The 16,356-nt window shown below is 72.2% G+C and carries 11 protein-coding genes; 3 read left to right on the top strand and 8 right to left on the bottom strand.

What is annotated here, in order from left to right; translation table 11 throughout:
* Positions 1-61: 61 nt before the first annotated feature.
* Complete coding sequence (locus ACIO6U_RS26000; protein WP_355347768.1) at positions 62-1,177, top strand: DUF5954 family protein; 1,116 nt, start codon at positions 62-64, stop codon at positions 1,175-1,177.
* Positions 1,178-1,294: 117 nt separating this feature from the next.
* Here ACIO6U_RS26000 and ACIO6U_RS25995 read toward each other — a convergent pair whose 3' ends face one another.
* The 8 genes from ACIO6U_RS25995 to ACIO6U_RS25960 all read right to left on the bottom strand — a co-directional run bounded on the left by ACIO6U_RS25995 (position 1,295) and on the right by ACIO6U_RS25960 (position 10,776).
* Complete coding sequence (locus ACIO6U_RS25995; protein WP_401722719.1) at positions 1,295-2,701, bottom strand: DNA-3-methyladenine glycosylase 2 family protein; 1,407 nt, start codon at positions 2,699-2,701, stop codon at positions 1,295-1,297.
* Positions 2,702-2,806: 105 nt separating this feature from the next.
* Positions 2,807-3,226, bottom strand: coding sequence for an NTP pyrophosphohydrolase (locus tag ACIO6U_RS25990; protein WP_401722716.1), 420 nt, complete (start codon positions 3,224-3,226; stop codon positions 2,807-2,809).
* Complete coding sequence (locus ACIO6U_RS25985) at positions 3,223-4,347, bottom strand: aldose epimerase family protein (protein ID WP_401722713.1); 1,125 nt, start codon at positions 4,345-4,347, stop codon at positions 3,223-3,225. The genes ACIO6U_RS25990 and ACIO6U_RS25985 overlap by 4 nt, the downstream gene beginning before the upstream one ends.
* A 193-nt stretch (positions 4,348-4,540) precedes the next feature.
* Positions 4,541-5,557: a LacI family DNA-binding transcriptional regulator gene (locus tag ACIO6U_RS25980; protein WP_355347756.1), complete on the bottom strand. Its 1,017-nt coding sequence runs from the start codon at positions 5,555-5,557 to the stop codon at positions 4,541-4,543.
* A 101-nt stretch (positions 5,558-5,658) separates the two neighbouring features.
* Positions 5,659-6,705, bottom strand: coding sequence for an ABC transporter permease (locus tag ACIO6U_RS25975; RefSeq protein ID WP_188285164.1), 1,047 nt, complete (start codon positions 6,703-6,705; stop codon positions 5,659-5,661).
* Positions 6,702-7,670 carry an ABC transporter permease gene (locus ACIO6U_RS25970; RefSeq protein WP_401722710.1) on the bottom strand — a complete coding sequence of 323 codons (969 nt, stop codon included), beginning with the start codon at positions 7,668-7,670 and terminating at the stop codon, positions 6,702-6,704. The genes ACIO6U_RS25975 and ACIO6U_RS25970 overlap by 4 nt, the downstream gene beginning before the upstream one ends.
* Positions 7,667-9,379, bottom strand: a complete 1,713-nt coding sequence (locus ACIO6U_RS25965; RefSeq protein WP_401722707.1) for a sugar ABC transporter ATP-binding protein — start codon at positions 9,377-9,379, stop codon at positions 7,667-7,669. The genes ACIO6U_RS25970 and ACIO6U_RS25965 overlap by 4 nt, the downstream gene beginning before the upstream one ends.
* A gap of 305 nt (positions 9,380-9,684) precedes the next feature.
* On the bottom strand, positions 9,685-10,776 hold the full coding sequence (locus ACIO6U_RS25960; protein WP_355347747.1) for an ABC transporter substrate-binding protein: 1,092 nt from the start codon (positions 10,774-10,776) through the stop codon (positions 9,685-9,687).
* 431 nt (positions 10,777-11,207) lie between these two features.
* On the opposite strand from ACIO6U_RS25960, the gene ACIO6U_RS25955 reads away from it, so the two are divergent.
* Both ACIO6U_RS25955 and ACIO6U_RS25950 read left to right on the top strand, forming a co-directional pair.
* Complete coding sequence (locus ACIO6U_RS25955) at positions 11,208-13,652, top strand: RICIN domain-containing protein (RefSeq protein ID WP_401314345.1); 2,445 nt, start codon at positions 11,208-11,210, stop codon at positions 13,650-13,652.
* 62 nt (positions 13,653-13,714) lie between these two features.
* A complete protein-coding gene (locus tag ACIO6U_RS25950) occupies positions 13,715-16,345 on the top strand; it encodes a glutaminase domain-containing protein (protein ID WP_401722704.1) in 2,631 nt (876 codons plus the stop codon).
* Positions 16,346-16,356: the final 11 nt, after the last annotated feature.

Genomic DNA, 16,356 nt, shown 5'->3' with positions numbered 1-16,356 from the left:
ACCCATGACGGCTTTGGCGTATGGGTCGCGTACGCCCCCGCGGTGTGGGCATGCTGGTCCCATGGATGCGCACGGCGACGATGTTCCTGCCTACCAGTCGATCCGGGTCACCACGCCCGAGTCCCCGGTCGCGGCGCTCGCCGACATCGAGGCGTGGAAGGCGAGAAAGACCTACCCCTCGATGCTGTTCGCGGGCGGCCCGGTCTTCGGCATCGCGTGCGAACTGGAGTCCGGCGGCTGGGAGTTGCACCCGTACTTCAGCGGACTCGCCCCGCAGGACGCGCGCGACAGCCTCGGCTCCCACTTCCGCCGCCTCGCCCACGCGGCCGACGAGGCCGGTGACGCCGAGGCCCGGGCCGAACTCCTCGCCGCGGGCGAGCGCATGGACTGGGAAGCCCTCGACGAGGTGACGGTACGCGGCAGCCGCTACCGCGTGGTGCGCGCCGAACGCTTCATCCGCATGGGGCCCGACGGTCCCGAACCCCCGCGCGACACCGACCCCGACCCGAGCGGCCCCGGCGAGTCCGGCGGCTTCGACCCCGCCGCGGGCCTGGTCATCGACCCGGTCAACGCGACCGGCATGTCCGAGGGCATCCTCAAGGTGGAACTCCTCGCCGCCCTCCGCAAAAGCGGCACCGTCCCCGCCGACGTCCGCGACGACTCACGGCACGCCGCCGACACCCACCCCGGCGGTGTCCTGCTCCCCGCCACCTTCATGACCGCGGAACGCGACGGCGGCAGTTGGCGCCCCGACTCCAGCGGCACCGCCACCACCCCGCAGGCGGCCCGCGACGGCCTCGCCATGCAACTGCGCGTCATGCTCCCCTGGCAGAAGGACCTCAGCCCCGAGCAACGCGAGATCTACTCCCGCGCCGCCGACCACCTCGACGAACACCGCTGCGACGAACTCGACGTCGCAGGACGCCACTTCCGCGTGATCCGCGTCGAACGCCTCATCCGCATCGGCCCCGACGGCCCCGAGGGCCCCCGCCCCTCCGACCCCGACCCCACCCCGCCCGTCATGGTCCAGGACCAGCAACTGCGCGAACAGGGCCTCCTCACCGACGAGGACGAGGAGGCCGACCCCGAACCGGACGAGCACATGCGGAAGTTCATGCGCCTCTTCGAGGAAGAACGGCTCCGCCGGGACAACCTCAAGAACAAGCCCCACCCCTGACCCAGCCAGCCGGGCACCGCTGCGCCCAAGAGCCTGCGCCCCTGCGGTACGGCGGCGTGGGGAGGCGGAGGGGCGGCAAAAGAGGGGAGGGACGGTGCGCCCGCGCAAGGCGCCCCCTCACCCCTGACCTCCCCCTCCCACCCCCCACCAGTAATGAGCCGCATACGACCGCCACGGGCGCCACCTCTCCGTCCCGGGCGGCACCGGCTCCGTCGAGGGGAAGACGTCCGGGTCGCCGAGGGCGCGCATGCGGATGTGGGCCGCGGTCAGGGGGGTGATGCCGGGGACGGTCAGGAGGGACCGTTCGGCGGCGTCGCGGTCGGCGCCCGGGTCGAGGGCGACCGTACCGTCGGCGAGGGCGCGGCAGAGGTCTCTGACGGGGGAGCGGCCGGCCGGACTGCCCAGGTCGGCCTCGGTCAGATCCTCGGCCCGCGGGAAGAGGTGCGTGAGGGCGCCGTCGGGGGCGCTCAGCGGGGTGCCGTATCGGGCGACCAAGGCGGCCAGGGGCGCCGGGGAGAACGGCGCGGTGCCTTCGCCGAGGGCGGCGCGGACGGCGTGTTCCGCCGGGTCGGGGGAGCCGGGGGAGCGGAGGCCGGGAAGGGCGGCGACCAGCGGGGCCAAGTGCGGGTCGGAGCCGAGACGTTCGGCGACCGCGTACGGATCGGCGTCGAGGTCGAAGAGCCGGCGGACGCGCTGGGTGGCCGTGGTGAGGTCGCGGAGATCGCCCAGGTGGAGTCGGCAGTCCAGCCAATTGCCTGTGCCGGGCGGCTCGGCGACCTCGGCGATGCCCGTGCCGTGGGGGAGCCGCAGGGTACGGCGGTACGTACGGCTGCCGGGGGCGCCGACGATCTCCTCGACGCCGGGCACGGCGCGTGCGGCGAGGAAGTCGAAGACCCGCGCGGAGGCGTAGGGGCCCCGGAAGGCCAGCCGGAGGGGCACCCCGGCAGCCCCGCCCACCGGCCCGGAGCGCGCGTCCGTGCGCAGCTCGGTCGGGGTGGCGGCGTAGATCTCCCGGATCGTCTCGTTGAACTGCCGCACGCTCGCGAAGCCCGACGCGAAGGCGATCTCGGCGGCCTGGAGCGAGGTGGTCTGGAGGAGCACCCGCGCGGTGTGGCCGCGCTGCGCCCTGGCCAGGGCGATCGGCCCGGCGCCCAGCTCGGCGTTGAGCTGCCGCTGCACCTGCCGGGCGCTGTAGCCGAGCCGGGTGGCGAGGCCCGCGACGCCCTCGCGGTCGACGACGCCGTCCCCGATGAGCCGCATCGCGCGGCCCACCATGTCGGCCCGCGCGTTCCAGTCGGCGGAACCCGGCACCGCGTCCGGCCTGCACCGGCGGCAGGCCCGGAAGCCCGCGCCCTGGGCCGCGGCGGCGGTCGCGTGGAAGGACACGTTCTCGCGCTTCGGGGTGATCGCGGGGCAGCTCGGACGGCAGTAGATCCCGGTCGTGGCCACGGCGAAGAAGAAGACTCCGTCGAAGCGCGCGTCCCGGCTGCTCACCGCCTCGTATCTGCTGTCCTCGACTGTCACGCGTCCCAGTATGCGAGGGCTCCGGCGCCCCGAGCTGGCGGAAATCGGACACGGCCTTCCGGCGAGCGCGGCGTCACCGGAGCCCCGCCCCCGGGGGCACCGGCGTCAGCGTGGCCGGACCGCCCGCGGCCCCACGACGGCCGCGCCGACCTCCGTGACGCGCGCTCGCAGGCCACGGTCGGCGGTGACGACGAGGCACGGGCGGTCGGGGTCCGCGGTGCGGGAGCGGGCGGCGACCTCGGTGATGAGGTCGTCGCCGCTGCCGGGGGCGGACTCCACGCGTACGCCGGGTACCGGCTCGACGCCGCGCGCCGCGCCCTCGACGATCAGGACGATGTCCAGCCGGCCGCGGGCCCACGGCGGGGCGCCGCTGTCCTCGGCGAGGCCCGACGCGGCGAGCGGCACGAGGGCGTCGCGCAGCCGCTCGGCGGCGCCGCGCCGGTCGCGCCACCAGCCGTCGGGCACCGAGCCGACGACGTTGGCGCCGTCCACGACGAGCAGGGGTGCGGTCGGCGCGCTCGTCACCGGCCGCCCGCCAGGTGCGGGAAGCGGAATTCGGTGCGGCTGCGGAAGACCTCGTCGGGACGCAGCTCGGTCGAGGGGTACTCGGGGTGGTTCGGCGAGTCCGGCAGGTGCTGGGTCTCCAGGCACACCGCGTCGTGCGCGTGGTACGTCCGCCCGTCGGGGCCGGTCAGCGAACCGTCGAGCTTGTTGGCCGTGTAGACCTGGATGGCCGGTTGCGTGGTGCGCACCTCCATCACCCGGCCGCTGTCGGGGTCGGAGAGGACGGCGGCGACCCGCGGCTCGCCCACGGCCTCGCCCGTACCGCCGGAGTTGCCGCGCAGCACGAAGCAGTGGTCGTACCCTCCGGCCGTCTTGATCTGCGGGTCGGCGTCCCGCACGCCGTCGCCGAGGGGGCGCGGCTCGTTGAGGTCGAACGGCGTCCCCTCCACGGCCTGTTCCGGCCCCCAGGGGATGGACTCGGGCGTGGCGGGCAGGAAGCGGTCGGCGTCGACGTACAGGGTGTGGCGCAGCACGTCGCCTCCCGCGATCCGCGACGCGGCTTCGGCGCCGTCCCTCGCCTCCGACCCGCCCAGGTTGAAGTACGCGTGGTTGGTCAGGTTGACCACCGTCGGCCGGTCGCTGCGCGCCTCGAAGTCCAGCGACAGCGTCCCGTCGTCGTCGAGCACGTACGTCACCGTGACGTCCATCGCGCCGGGGAAGCCCATGTCGCCGTCCGGGCTGTGCAGCGTCAGCCGCAGCGCGCCGGGCAGCGGCTCCGCCCGCCAGACGCGGCTGTCGAAGCCCTCGGGGCCGCCGTGCAGATTGTGGCCGCCGTCGTTGTCCGGGAGCCGGTAGTGGCGGCCGTTGAGCGTGAAGCGGGCCTCGCTGATCCGGTTGGCGTAACGGCCGACGAGCGCGCCGAAGTACGGGGTGTCGGAGGCGTACGCCGCCAGGTCGGGCAGGGACAGCACCACGTTGGCGGGGCGGCCCGTCGGGTCGGGCACGTGCAGCGCGTGCAGGACGCCGCCGTAGGTGAGGATCTCGGCGCTCACCCCGGCGGCCGAGCTGAGCCGCCAGCGTTCCACTCGCCACCCGTCGGGAGTGGTGCCGAAGGGTTCGCTGAGCGGGGTGGGACGGGGCATCGGCAGTCCTCGTAAAGGGGGTCGGGGCGACGGATGCCGGACGCGGCGGGCGTCCGACGACGGGAAGGCGGCGGCAAGGCGGCGAGAAGACGACGGGGAGACCGGGCGGGGAAACCGGCCGGGGGCGCGACCACGGGCGACCACGGTCGGGCACCGGTGGCCGACCCCCCGGGGACAACGCTACGCGGCGCGCTCACCCCGCTCTGGGCGCGGTCGACTCCCTGGTGACCAGCGTGTATCCGGGCGTGATCCGCTCCGGCCTGATCTGCGGCGTACCGGTCAGCCGCGCCACGACCCGCTCCACGGCGAGCCGTGCGATGGCCTGTTTGTCCGGGGACACAGTGGTGAGCGCGATCGTCGAGAAGCGGCCCTCCTCGACGTCGTCGAAGCCGACCACCGACACGTCCTGCGGCACCCGCAGCCCGCGCTCGACCAGGGCCCGCATCGCGCCGAGCGCCATCAGGTCGTTGTACGCGAACACGGCGTCGGGGCGGGTGCCGCGGTCGAGCAGCGCGTTCATCGCGGCGGCGCCGTCCCAGCGGCCGTAGCCGTCGGTGGCGGCCACCAGCGAGTCGTCGTCCGGCAGCCCGGCCGCCGCCAACTCCTCGCGCCAGCCGCGCAGTCGCAGGTGCGCCGGTTGCCTGGCGCTCTCCCTGCGGGCGCCGAGGAACGCGATCCGCCGGTGCCCGAGGCCGGTCAGGTGCCGTACGGCGGTACGGGCCGCCGCCACGTTGTCGATGGCGATCTGGTCGTACGGGGCGTCGTACTCCCGCTCGCCGAGCAGCACCAGCGGCGCGTCGTCCATGCGGCCCAGCAGGTCCGCGGCCTCCAGCTCGATCGGGCTGAGGATCAGGCCGTCGATGACATGGGCCCGGAAGCCCTGCGAGACCAGCACCTCCTTCTCGCGCTGGCCCGCGGTGTGGTCGAGCAGCACCGTGTAGTCGTGCCGGGCGGCGGCGTCGATGACGGCCCCGGCCAGCTCCGCGAAGTACGGGTTGCCGAGTTCGGGGACGGCCAGCGCGATGATGCCGGTGCGGCCCTTCCGGAGATGGCGGGCCGTCAGATTCGGCCGGTAGCCCAGCTCGTCGATGGCCCGCTGCACGCGCTCCCGCATCCCCGGCGTGACATGCGGATAGTTGTTCACCACATTCGACACGGTCTTGACGGACACGCCCGCCAGTCGCGCGACATCCTTCAGGCTGGCGCCCACGGAGTTCCTTCCCTCGGCCGACCTCGTGCGAGGCGCGGCGGTTCCGGCCTCAGTGTGCTGGAGCCGGTCCCGCGGATCGCGGACGGCCCCTCCCGGCCCGGTCAGGTGCCCCGGCGGGCGGCCGACAGATAGCGCTGGGCGACGACGACCACGATCAGGAAGCCGCCGCTGACCACCGACTGGTAGGAGGAGTTGAGCGAACCGATCTGATTGATCAGATTCTGGATCACACCGAGCAGCAGCACGCCCCACAGCGTGCCCGACACCGAACCCGCGCCACCGACCAGCAGCGTTCCGCCGATCACCACCGCGGAGATCGCGTCCAGCTCCATGCCGACACCGATGATGGTCACACCCGAGGACAGCCGGGCCGCGTTCAACGCGCCCGCCAGCCCCGCGAGCAGCCCGCTGAGCGTATAGACCAGCACCTTCGTACGGGCCACCGGCAGCCCCATCAGCAGCGCCGCGTCACCGCTGCCGCCGACGGCGAACAGCGCCTGGCCGAACGAGGTGCGCTGGAGCACGAGACCGCCGACCCCGAACAGGGCCAGCGCGATCAGCACCGGGTAGCCGAAGCCCCACACCGCGCCGCCGCCCAGCTCCTGGAAGGCCGAGCCGCGCGGCACGAGATAGGTGGTGGCGCCCTCGTGGGTGAGCGCGAGCAGCAGCCCGCGCGCGCCGAGCAGCGAGGCCAGCGTCACGATGAACGGGGCCATCCCGGCCCGCGCGACCAGCAGTCCGTTGAAGGTGCCGATCGCGCCGCACACCACGAGCGGCACCAGCAGCGCGGGCAGGAATCCGTACTGCGAGGCCCACGCGGCCAGTACACCGCCGAGCGCGAAGACCGAGCCGACCGACAGGTCGATGCCGCCGGTGACGATCACCATCGTCATGCCGAGCGCGACGATCGACAGGAACGACGCCTGGATGGTGATGCCGCGCGTGTTGTCGAGGGTGGCGAAGGAGTCGAAGACGAAGGACGAGATCAGGCAGAGCAGGACGAGGACGGCCAGGACGCCCTGGCGCTGGAGGAGTTCGGCGGCGCGCTGCCGCCCGGAGGGGCGGGACTCCGCGCTCACCGGCAGCGGCGCGTCACCGGCCACGGCGAGCGCGGGAGCGGGGGCGGCTGTTTTCACGAGGGCTTTCATCGGGATCGACGCTCCCGGGCGACGTAGACGGCGACGAGGATGATGCCCGCCTGGACCATCTGGGCGGTGGAGTCGTGCAGATTGTGGGTGACGAGCGTGGCGTGCAGGAGCTGCATCAGCAGCGCGCCGAACACCGTGCCGAGGACGCGTACCGAGCCGCCGGTCAGCGGGGTGCCGCCGACCACGACCGCGGTGATGGCCGACAGCTCCATCAGATTGCCCAGCGAGGACGGGTCGCTGGCGGTCAGCCGCGCGGTGGCGAGCACACCCGCGAGCGAGGCCAGCACCCCGCACAGCACGTACACGCCGATCAGCACCCGCTTGACGGGGAGTCCGGCGAGCCCGGCCGCGGCGCGGTTGCCGCCGATGGCCACCAACTGGCGTCCGAAGGTGGTGCGTTGCACCAGGAAGGCGACCAACAGCGCGAGCACGCCCGCGATCAGGACGACGATCGGGACGCCGAGCACGCTGTTCGTGCCGAGGTCCAGCAGATTCTGGTTCTCGATCTGCTTGAGCTTCCCGTCGGCGATGACCAGGGCCAGGCCCCGGCCGCCGACGAAGAGCGCCAGGGTGGCCACGATGGGTTGCAGCCCGACCAGCGACACCAGCGAGCCGTTGATCAGGCCGACGAGCACACCGGCGAGCAGCGCCACCGACAGCGCGGGCAGCAGGCCGTATCCGAGGTAGAGCGGCAGCACGGAACTGGCCAGCGCCATCGTGGAGCCCACCGACAGGTCGACGCCCTCGGTGCCGATTACCAGCGCCATGCCCAGCGCCACGATGACGACGGGGGAGACCTGGACGAGCTGCGTGCGCAGATTGTCCGTCGTCATGAAGTGGTCGGTGAAGACGCCGTTGAAGACCAGCAGCGCGGCGACCGCGGCGTACACGCCGTACCGCTGGAGCCAGTCCGCGATCCGCGACCGGTCCAGGCCGCGCGGGAGTGAGTACGGGGCCGAGGTCATCGCGGGTCCTCCTTCGCGGTGGCGGAGCCGGAGTCCGCCGCGGGAGCGGGTGCGGGCTCTGCGTCGGCGGGTACGGGCTCCGGGTCCGCGTCCGCGGGTTCCGGGTCGGTGTCCGGCGCGGCGGCGCTGTCGTCGTCCCCGGTCTCCGCCAGTACGGCGAGCAACGCGCTCTCCTCGACGTCGTCGCCGGTCAGCTCACCGGCCACCGCTCCGGCGCGCAGCACCACGATGCGGTCGGCGCCCTCGACCAGCTCCTCGATGTCGGAGGAGATCAGCAGGACGGCCAGGCCCTCTCCCGCGAGGTCGTCGATCAGCGACTGCACCTCGGCCTTGGCGCCGACGTCGATGCCGCGGGTGGGCTCGTCCAGCAGCAGGACCTTCGGCTCCAGGCAGAGCCAGCGGGCCAGCAGCACCTTCTGCTGGTTGCCGCCGGACAGCTCGCCGACCTTCTGCTCGGGGCCCGCGGCCTTGATCCGCAGCCGTTTCATGAAGATGTCGACGATCCGGTCCTGCCGCTGCCGGGACACGATCCCGGCGCGGGACAGCCGGGGCATCGCGGCCAGCACGATGTTCTCCCGGACCGAGAGGCCGGGCACGATGCCCTCGGCCTTGCGGTCCTCGGGCAGCAGGCTGATCCCGGCCCTGATCGCGGCGGACGGGGTGAGGCGGCGCACGGTGTGCCCGCCGACGGTGACCTCGCCGCTGTCCAGTGACAGCGCCCCGGACAGCGCCTTGGCGGTCTCGCTGCGCCCCGAGCCCAACAGGCCGCCGAGGCCCAGCACTTCGCCGGGCCGCAGGTCGAGGCCGATGTCGTGCAGCAGGTGACGGCGGGTCAGTCCCCGCGCCGTGAGCACCGGTTGGCGCTCGGCGGTGTGTCCCTCGCCGAAGCTGGTGGCACCGTGCCTGCGGACCTCGGCGATCTCCCGGCCGAGCATCAGCGAGACCAGCCGCACCCGGTCGGTGTCGGCCAGGTCGCCGCTGTGCACGAGGCGGCCGTCGCGCAGGACGGTGACGCGGTCGCAGATCCGGTACAGCTCGTCCATCCGGTGGCTGACGTACAGGATCGAGATGCCGCGCTCGTGCAGCTCACGGATCACCCGGAACAGCGTCTCGACCTCGCGCGGTTCGAGCGACGAGGTGGGCTCGTCCATGACGACCACCCGGGCCCGCACGGAGACGGCGCGGGCGAGCGCGACCATCTGCTGGGTGCCGATGCCCAGGGTGTGCAGCGGGCGGCGCGGGTCGGCGGTGATGCCGAAGCCGCCGAGGAGTTCCGCGGTCTCGCGGTGCATCCGGGGGAAGTCGATCAGGCCGAAGCGGTTCTTCGGCTCCCGGCCCAGGAAGATGTTGCGGGCCACGCTCATCAGCGGGACCAGGTTCACCTCCTGGTAGATGGTCGAGATCCCGGCCCGCTGCGCCTCGTGCGGGTGGTGGAAGGCGATCGGCTCGCCCGCCAGCCGCAGTTCGCCGTCGTCGGGCCGGTAGACCCCGGTGAGCAGCTTGATCAGCGTCGACTTGCCCGCGCCGTTCTCCCCGACCAGCGCGTGGATCTCGCCCTCGCGCAGGGTGAAGGAGACGTCGTCGAGCGCCACCACGCCGGGGAAGCGTTTGCTGACGCGGACGGCCTCCAGTACGGCCCCGGCCGCCGGTGGCGGGCTCGGCGGACCGGGCGGCGCGGACTGGGCCGCGGCGGCTTCGGGTGGTGCCATGGTCGTGGCCTTCCGGGGTCGCGGGGAAGCGGGAACTCTTCTAGGGGCTGACGGGCTGTACGGGCTCTACTGGTGGGGCGGGCTCTTACTGGGCGGGCTCTACGGGTTCGGCAGGCTCTACGAATGGGGCGGCCCGGCAGGCGGCGGCCCTGTGGTCGTACGGGCTACAGGCGCCCCCACCGGCTCGACGGCCCGGCGGGCCGACCCGCCGATGGTGCGGCGTACGGCGGGGAGGCACCCCGCCGTACGCCTGTCCGAGTGGTGGCGCGGGGGGAGCCGCGCCACCGGTTCCTCCTGACCGAAGGTCAGAACGCCCCGCCGACCGACGCCTTGGCGTTGGACTCGTCGTAGGCGCGGTCCGAGATGATGACGTTCTCCGGGATCGCCTCGCCGCTGTAGAACTTCTGCGCGGTGGCGAAGGCCAGCGGGCCGAAGCGCGGGTTGGACTCGATCACCGCGTTGTACGTGCCGTTGACGATCGCCTGCACGGCGTTGCGGGTGCCGTCGACCGAGACGACCTTGACGTCCTTGCCCGGGTTCTTGCCCGCGCTCTTGAGCGCGGTGACCGCGCCGAGGCCCATCTCGTCGTTCTCCGCGTAGACCGCGGTGATGCCCGGCTTGGACTGGATGAGCTGCTCCATGACCTGCTGGCCCTTGTCACGGGTGAAGTCACCGGTCTGCTGGGCGACGACCTTCAGGCCGGGCGCCTTGGCGGCGATCTCGTCCACGAAGCCCTTGGTGCGGTCGGTGGTCACGTTGTTGCCCGAGGAGCCGAGCAGGATCGCGACCTGGCCCTTGCCGCCGGTGGCCTTGATCATGGCGTCCGCCGCGCGCTTGCCCTGCTCGACGAAGTCCGAGCCGAGGAAGGTGACGTAGTCCTTGCAGGACGTGGCGTTGATCTTCCGGTCGATGGTGATCACCGGCACGTGCTTGGCGGCGGCGGCCTTCAGCGCCGGGTCCAGGCCGTCGGAGTTGAGCGGCGCGACGATCAGGAGCTGCGCGCCCTGCGCGAGCATGTCCTGGATGTCGCTGATCTGCTTGGGGAGTTGGGACTGCGCGTCGGTGGTCAGCAGCTTCTTCACGCCGAGCTTGGCGGCCTCGTCCTTGATGGACTGGGTCTCGGCGATACGGAACGGGTTGTCCTCCTTCTCCGACTGGGAGAAGCCCACCACCGCGTTCTTCAGGTCGAGCTTGGGGGCGCCGTACGCCGTCAGGGTGCAGCCCGCGCCGGACGCCGTCGGGTCCGTGGTGACCTGCTGCTGCGCCGCCTGGTCCGAGCCGGAGGGGGAGGCGCCCTTGTCACTGGACTCCGACTTGGAGCAGCCGGTGGCGGCCAGCCCTGCGGTGGCCAGCAGCAGACAGGTGGCGGCCAGTGCGCGGGTTCTGTGGTTCGTCATGCTCACGACACTCCTTGGTCGCGACGGCAGCGGCCGTCGAGTCGTACGTGGGTCCGGCTCCGTGCCGGGGCGGGTGCGCTTCCGGGGCCCGGTCCGGGCTCCCCGAGGAGGCGGTATGACGTGCGGAGATGGCGGCGCTCCGGGGGTGGGAACGCCCGTTCCCTCCCTCGGCTTTACAACGTTATATACGCGCGGCGGCACCTCGACAACCCGTCGTTCCCGATGTTTCCAAAATGCTTCCCACCGCTGTGATCCGTGCTCAGGCAACAACCCCGACAGGCCCGTACGACTTCTGTCGCTGCTCTGGACATGCCCATCCCTGCGTGCTGTCATTCCGGGTGGCACCGCCGTTTCCAACGTTGGAAGGACCGTCGCCGCCAGGGTTCGCGCCCCCGCAGCGCCCCACCCGAAGCCACCAGGAGCCACCCCCCATGCCCCTGAACCGTCGTCAGTTCGCACTCACCGCACTCGCCGCCGGCACCGCAGGGCTCCAACTGCGGTTCGCGGGCGGCGCCCAGGCCGCCCCCACGCCTGCCGCGGCCCGCGTCGCCCCCGCCCGCGGCGGCCTCTACGCGCCGAACGCCGCACCGCTGGCCCCCACCGCCTTCCTGCGGCTGCCGCCCGGCGCCGTCACCGCGCGCGGCTGGCTCGACGGCCAACTGCGCCTCCAACTCGCCGGTCTGTGCGGCCGGTATGCCGACATCTCGCACTTCCTCGCCATGGACAACAGCGGCTGGGCGCACCCCGACCGCGCCGGCTGGGAGGAAGTGCCGTACTGGCTGCGCGGCTATGTCGACCTCGCCGTGCTCACCCAGGACGCCACCGCGCTGGCCGCCGTACGCCGCTGGATCGACGCCATCGTGGCCACCCGGCAGTCCGACGGCTTCTTCGGCCCGACGGCCCTGCGCACCTCGCTCGGCGGCGGCCCCGACTTCTGGCCGTTCCTCCCGCTGACCTGGGCACTGCGCAACTGGCAGGAGTACAGCGGGGACACCAGGATCATCCCGCTGCTGTCCGCCTTCTTCCGCTACATGAACGCCCAGGGCCCCGGCGCCTTCAACCAGAGCTGGGTGTCGGTGCGTTGGGGCGACGGCCTGGACAGCGTCTTCTGGCTCTACAACCGCACCGGCGAGAGCTATCTGCTCGACCTCGCCGACAAGATCCACGCGGGCGGCGCCAACTGGGTCAACAACCTCCCGTCGCTGCACAACGTCAACATCGCCCAGGGCTTCAGGGAACCGGCGCAGTACGCGCTCCGCTCGCCGTCCAACGCCCTCACCCAGGCCGCCTACCAGAACTACACCGCGGTGATGTCCGCCTACGGCCAGTTCCCCGGCGGCGGCTTCGCGGGCGACGAGAACGCCAGACCCGGCTTCGGCGACCCCCGGCAGGGCTTCGAGACCTGCGGCATCGTGGAGTTCATGGCCAGCCACCAGTTGCTGGCCCGGATCACCGGTGACCCGCTGTGGGCCGACCGCTGCGAGGACCTGGCCTTCAACTCACTGCCCGCGGCCCTCGACCCGGCGGGCAAGGGCGTGCACTACATCACCAGCGCCAACAGCGTCGATCTGAACAACACCCCTAAGACGCAGGGGCAGTTCCAGAACGGCTTCGCCATGCAGTCCTTCCAGCCGGGCGTCGACCAGTACCGCTGCTGCCCGCACAACTACGGCATGGGCTGGCCGTACTTCACCGAGGAGCTGTGGCTCGCCACCCCCGACAACGGCCTGGCCGCCGCGATGTACGCACCGAGCAGCGTCACGGCCAAGGTCGCCGACGGCACCTCGGTCACCATCACCGAGACCACCGACTACCCCTTCGCGGACACGGTCACGCTCAAGATCACCGCACCGCGCGCCCTGGCCTTCCCGCTGTACCTGCGGGTCCCCGGCTGGTGCTCCGCCCCGCGCGTCACCGTCAACGGCCAAGCGGTCAGCGCCCCTTCGGGACCCGCCTTCACCAAGATCAGCCGCACCTGGAACAGCGGGGACACCGTCACCGTCCAGCTCCCGCAGCAGACCACCGTCCGCACCTGGTCCGCCAACCACGGCGCCGTCTCCGTCGACCACGGACCGCTCACGTACGCGCTGAACATCGGTGAGAACTACGTGCGGTACGCGGGCGACGCCGAGTTCCCCGAGTACGAGGTGCACGCCACCACACCGTGGAACTACGGGCTCGCGCTCGACTCCGGGTCCCCGTCCTTCACCAAGTCGGGCGGCTCGCTGGCCGCCAACCCCTTCACGCACGACGGCACGCCGGTACGGATCACCGTGCCCGCCCGCCGTATCGCGGAGTGGAAGGCGGACGGACAGCAGGTCGTCAACCCGCTCCAGACCAGCCCGGCCCGCAGCACCGCGGCCGTCGAGACCGTCACGCTGATCCCGATGGGCGCCGCCCGGCTGCGGATCTCCGCCTTCCCCACCGCCACCCCCAACGGCACCCCGTGGGCACCGGCAGGCGACTACCTGAGGATCTGGAACAAGAACTCCAACAAGGTCATGGGCGTCGACCTGATGTCGACCGCGAACAGCGCCCACGTCGTGCAGTTCGACGACAACGGCACCGCCGACCACCTGTGGCAACTCGTCGACAACGGCGACGGCTGGTACCGCATCCGCAACCTCAACTCGCAGAAGATGCTGGGCGTGGACCTGATGTCGACCGCGAACAGCGCCCAGGTGGTGCAGTTCGACGACAACGGGACCGCCGACCACCTGTGGCAGCTCGTGGCCAACGGCGACGGCTGGTACCGCATCCGCAACAAGAACTCGGGAAAGGTGCTCGGCGTCGACCTGATGTCAACGGCCAACAGCGCGCCGGTCGTGCAGTACGACGACAACGGCACCGCCGACCACCTGTGGCAACTGCGCTGAGCCCCCGGCTCCCCCCACCCCCGCTCCGCTCTCCTTCCCCCCACCTCTGAGGACGGACCCCCGTGACCCCCGACGACTCCGCGACCCCGCACGCCCGCCCCGGACGCCGCGAACTCCTGCGCTGGAGCGGCGCGTTGACCGCCGCCGCGGCCACCGGCGGCTGGCTCGCCGCCGTGCCCGCACAGGCCGCCACAGCGAACGCCGTCACCGCGACGGCCGTTCCGGGCGCGGCCCCGCACGCCGCCCAGGCGGCGGCCTCCACCTTCAGCCCGCTGCGCCCGCCCGCCGTACCGCTGGCCGTCCGCTCGCCGTACCTGTCGACCTGGCTGCCCGCTGACAACCTCGCGGGGACCTGGCCCGCCTTCTGGACCGGCCACGTCACCGCGCTGTGCGGTCTCGCCCGGATCGACGGCGCGGCGTACGTCTTCCTCGGCAACCCCGCGCTGCCCGGCGGCCCCGCGCTCACCACCATGCAGCAGGTGTCGCTGCAACTCACCGCCACCCGCTCGGTCTACCAGCTCAGCGGCGGCGGGGTGACGCTCACCGTCACCTTCTTCTCACCCGTCGACGTCGGCGATCTCCAGCGCCAGTGCGTACCGCTCAGCTACGTCACCGTGCGGGCCGCGAGCAACGACGGCCGCTCCCACACCGTGGACGTCCACCTCGACGCCTCCGGTGAGTGGGTGCACAACAACGTCGCCACGCCCATCACGTGGGACCGCACGACCACCGGCCGGATGACCGTGCTCAGCGCGGAGCCCGCCACCCCGGGCGTCCTTCAGGAGAGCGGCGACCAGGCGTCCTGGGGACGGCTCGTGCTGGCCACCGCCACCGGCGGCGCGGTGACCCATCAGATCGGCCAGGACACCGTGGTGCGCGCGGCCTCGGCGGGCACCGGGCGGCTCGACGGCTCGGTGGACACCGCCAAGCCGCGCGCGATCAACGACCGATGGCCGGTGCTCGGCCTCAACCGGGACTTCGGCACCGTCGACTCCGGTACACCGTCGGCGGAGTTCACCGTCGTCCTCGGCCATGTCCGCACCCCCGCCGTCACCCACCTCGGCGCACAACTCCAGCCGTGGTGGACGCACTACTGGAGCTCCTGGACCGCCATGGTGGACTGGTTCGACGCCGACCGCGGCGCCGCGCTGACCGCCGCGACCGCCCTCGACCAGAAGATCCACGACGACGCGGTCACCGCGGCCGGCGGCGGAAGCACCGGCGACCACTACGCCGCCGTCTGCGCCCTCGCGCTGCGCCAGGCCGTCGCGGGCACCGAACTGGTCGACCGCGACGGCGGCCCCTGGGCGTTCTTGAAGGAGATCTCCTCCAACGGCGACATGTCCACCGTCGACGTGATCTACCCCGCCTTCCCCGCCTACCTCTACCTCTCCCCGGCCTACCTGCGACTGGTGCTCGAACCGCTCTTCCACTACGTCGAACACGGCGGCTGGTCACAGGACTTCGCACCGCACGACCTCGGCACCTACCCCAACGCCTTCGGCCGCGCCGACGGCAACGAGGAGAGCATGCCGGTCGAGGAGTCCGCGAACATGCTCATCATGGTCGCGGCGATCGTCCAGCGGCTGCCCACCGCTGACGGCGCGTCATACGCCGCCGCCCACTACGCGGTGCTGCGCCGCTGGGCCGAGTACCTGGTCGCCAACACCCTCGACCCCGGCTACCAGAACCAGACCGACGACTTCACCGGCTTCATCGCGCACAGCGCCAACCTCGCGCTCAAGGGCATGGTCGGCATCGGCGCGATGGGCGTCATCGCCGCCGCCACCGGCAACACCGCGGACGCCGCCCGCTACCGCTCGGTCTCCCGCGGCTACCTCAGCCAGTGGACCACCCTCGCCCAGGACTCCTCCGGCACCCACCTCAAACTGGCCTACGACCAGGACGGCACCTGGAGCCTGAAGTACAACGGCTTCCCCGACCGGCTGCTCGGCCTCGACCTGGTCCCGGTCGGCTTCGCCGAACAGGAGGCCAACTGGTACGCCTCCCACGCCGGCACTTACGGCATCGAACTCGACCCGCGCAACGACTACACCAAGGCCGACTGGGAACTGTGGACGGCGGCCTGGCTCGCCGACCGGCCCGGCGTCCGCGACCTGCTCGTCAACGGCGTCTACGCCTACGCCTACACCACCGGACAGCGCGTCCCGTTCAGCGACTGGTACACCGTGGCCAGCGCCGCCCAACGCGGCTTCCAGGCCCGCCCGGTGGTGGGCGGCGCGCTGGCCCTGCTCCTGAAACCCGCCGCGTCCACCGTGGTGTGGTGCCGGATCCAGAACCGCAACTCCGGCAAGGTGCTCGCCGTTTCCGGCATGTCCCGCGCCGACACCGCCGAGGTCACCCAGTACGCCGACAACGGCACCGCCGACCACGTCTGGACCGTGCTCGACAACGGCGACGGCACCGTACGCATCATCAACCGCAACAGCGGCAAAGCGCTCGCCGTCCACGACCAGAGCCTCGACGACGGCGCCCACGTCCAGCAGTACCAGGACAACGGAACGCCCGACCACCTGTGGCGGATCGTCGACAACGGCGACGGCTGGAAGAAGATCGTCAACGTCCGCTCGGGCAAGGTCCTCGCGGTCGACGGCATGTCGCAGGCCGACGCCGCCCAGGTCACCCAGTGGACCGACAACGGCAGCGCCGACCACCTGTGGCGGATGATCTGAGCGCCGTCGCC

Source organism: Streptomyces sp. NPDC087422 (assembly GCF_044744145.1).
Classification (GTDB): domain Bacteria; phylum Actinomycetota; class Actinomycetes; order Streptomycetales; family Streptomycetaceae; genus Actinacidiphila.
The sequence above is the reverse complement of the archived record's forward strand: the minus strand, read 5'-3'. Positions and strand labels throughout refer to the sequence as shown.

Coding starts and splice junctions, on each gene's coding strand:
- ACIO6U_RS26000 (WP_355347768.1), top strand. CDS start 62: ATGGATGCGCACGGCGACGATGTTCCTGCCTACCAGTCGATCCGGGTC.
- ACIO6U_RS25960 (WP_355347747.1), bottom strand. CDS start 10,776: ATGACGAACCACAGAACCCGCGCACTGGCCGCCACCTGTCTGCTGCTG.
- ACIO6U_RS25965 (WP_401722707.1), bottom strand. CDS start 9,379: ATGGCACCACCCGAAGCCGCCGCGGCCCAGTCCGCGCCGCCCGGTCCG.
- ACIO6U_RS25985 (WP_401722713.1), bottom strand. CDS start 4,347: ATGCCCCGTCCCACCCCGCTCAGCGAACCCTTCGGCACCACTCCCGAC.
- ACIO6U_RS25970 (WP_401722710.1), bottom strand. CDS start 7,670: ATGACCTCGGCCCCGTACTCACTCCCGCGCGGCCTGGACCGGTCGCGG.
- ACIO6U_RS25975 (WP_188285164.1), bottom strand. CDS start 6,705: ATGAAAGCCCTCGTGAAAACAGCCGCCCCCGCTCCCGCGCTCGCCGTG.
- ACIO6U_RS25955 (WP_401314345.1), top strand. CDS start 11,208: ATGCCCCTGAACCGTCGTCAGTTCGCACTCACCGCACTCGCCGCCGGC.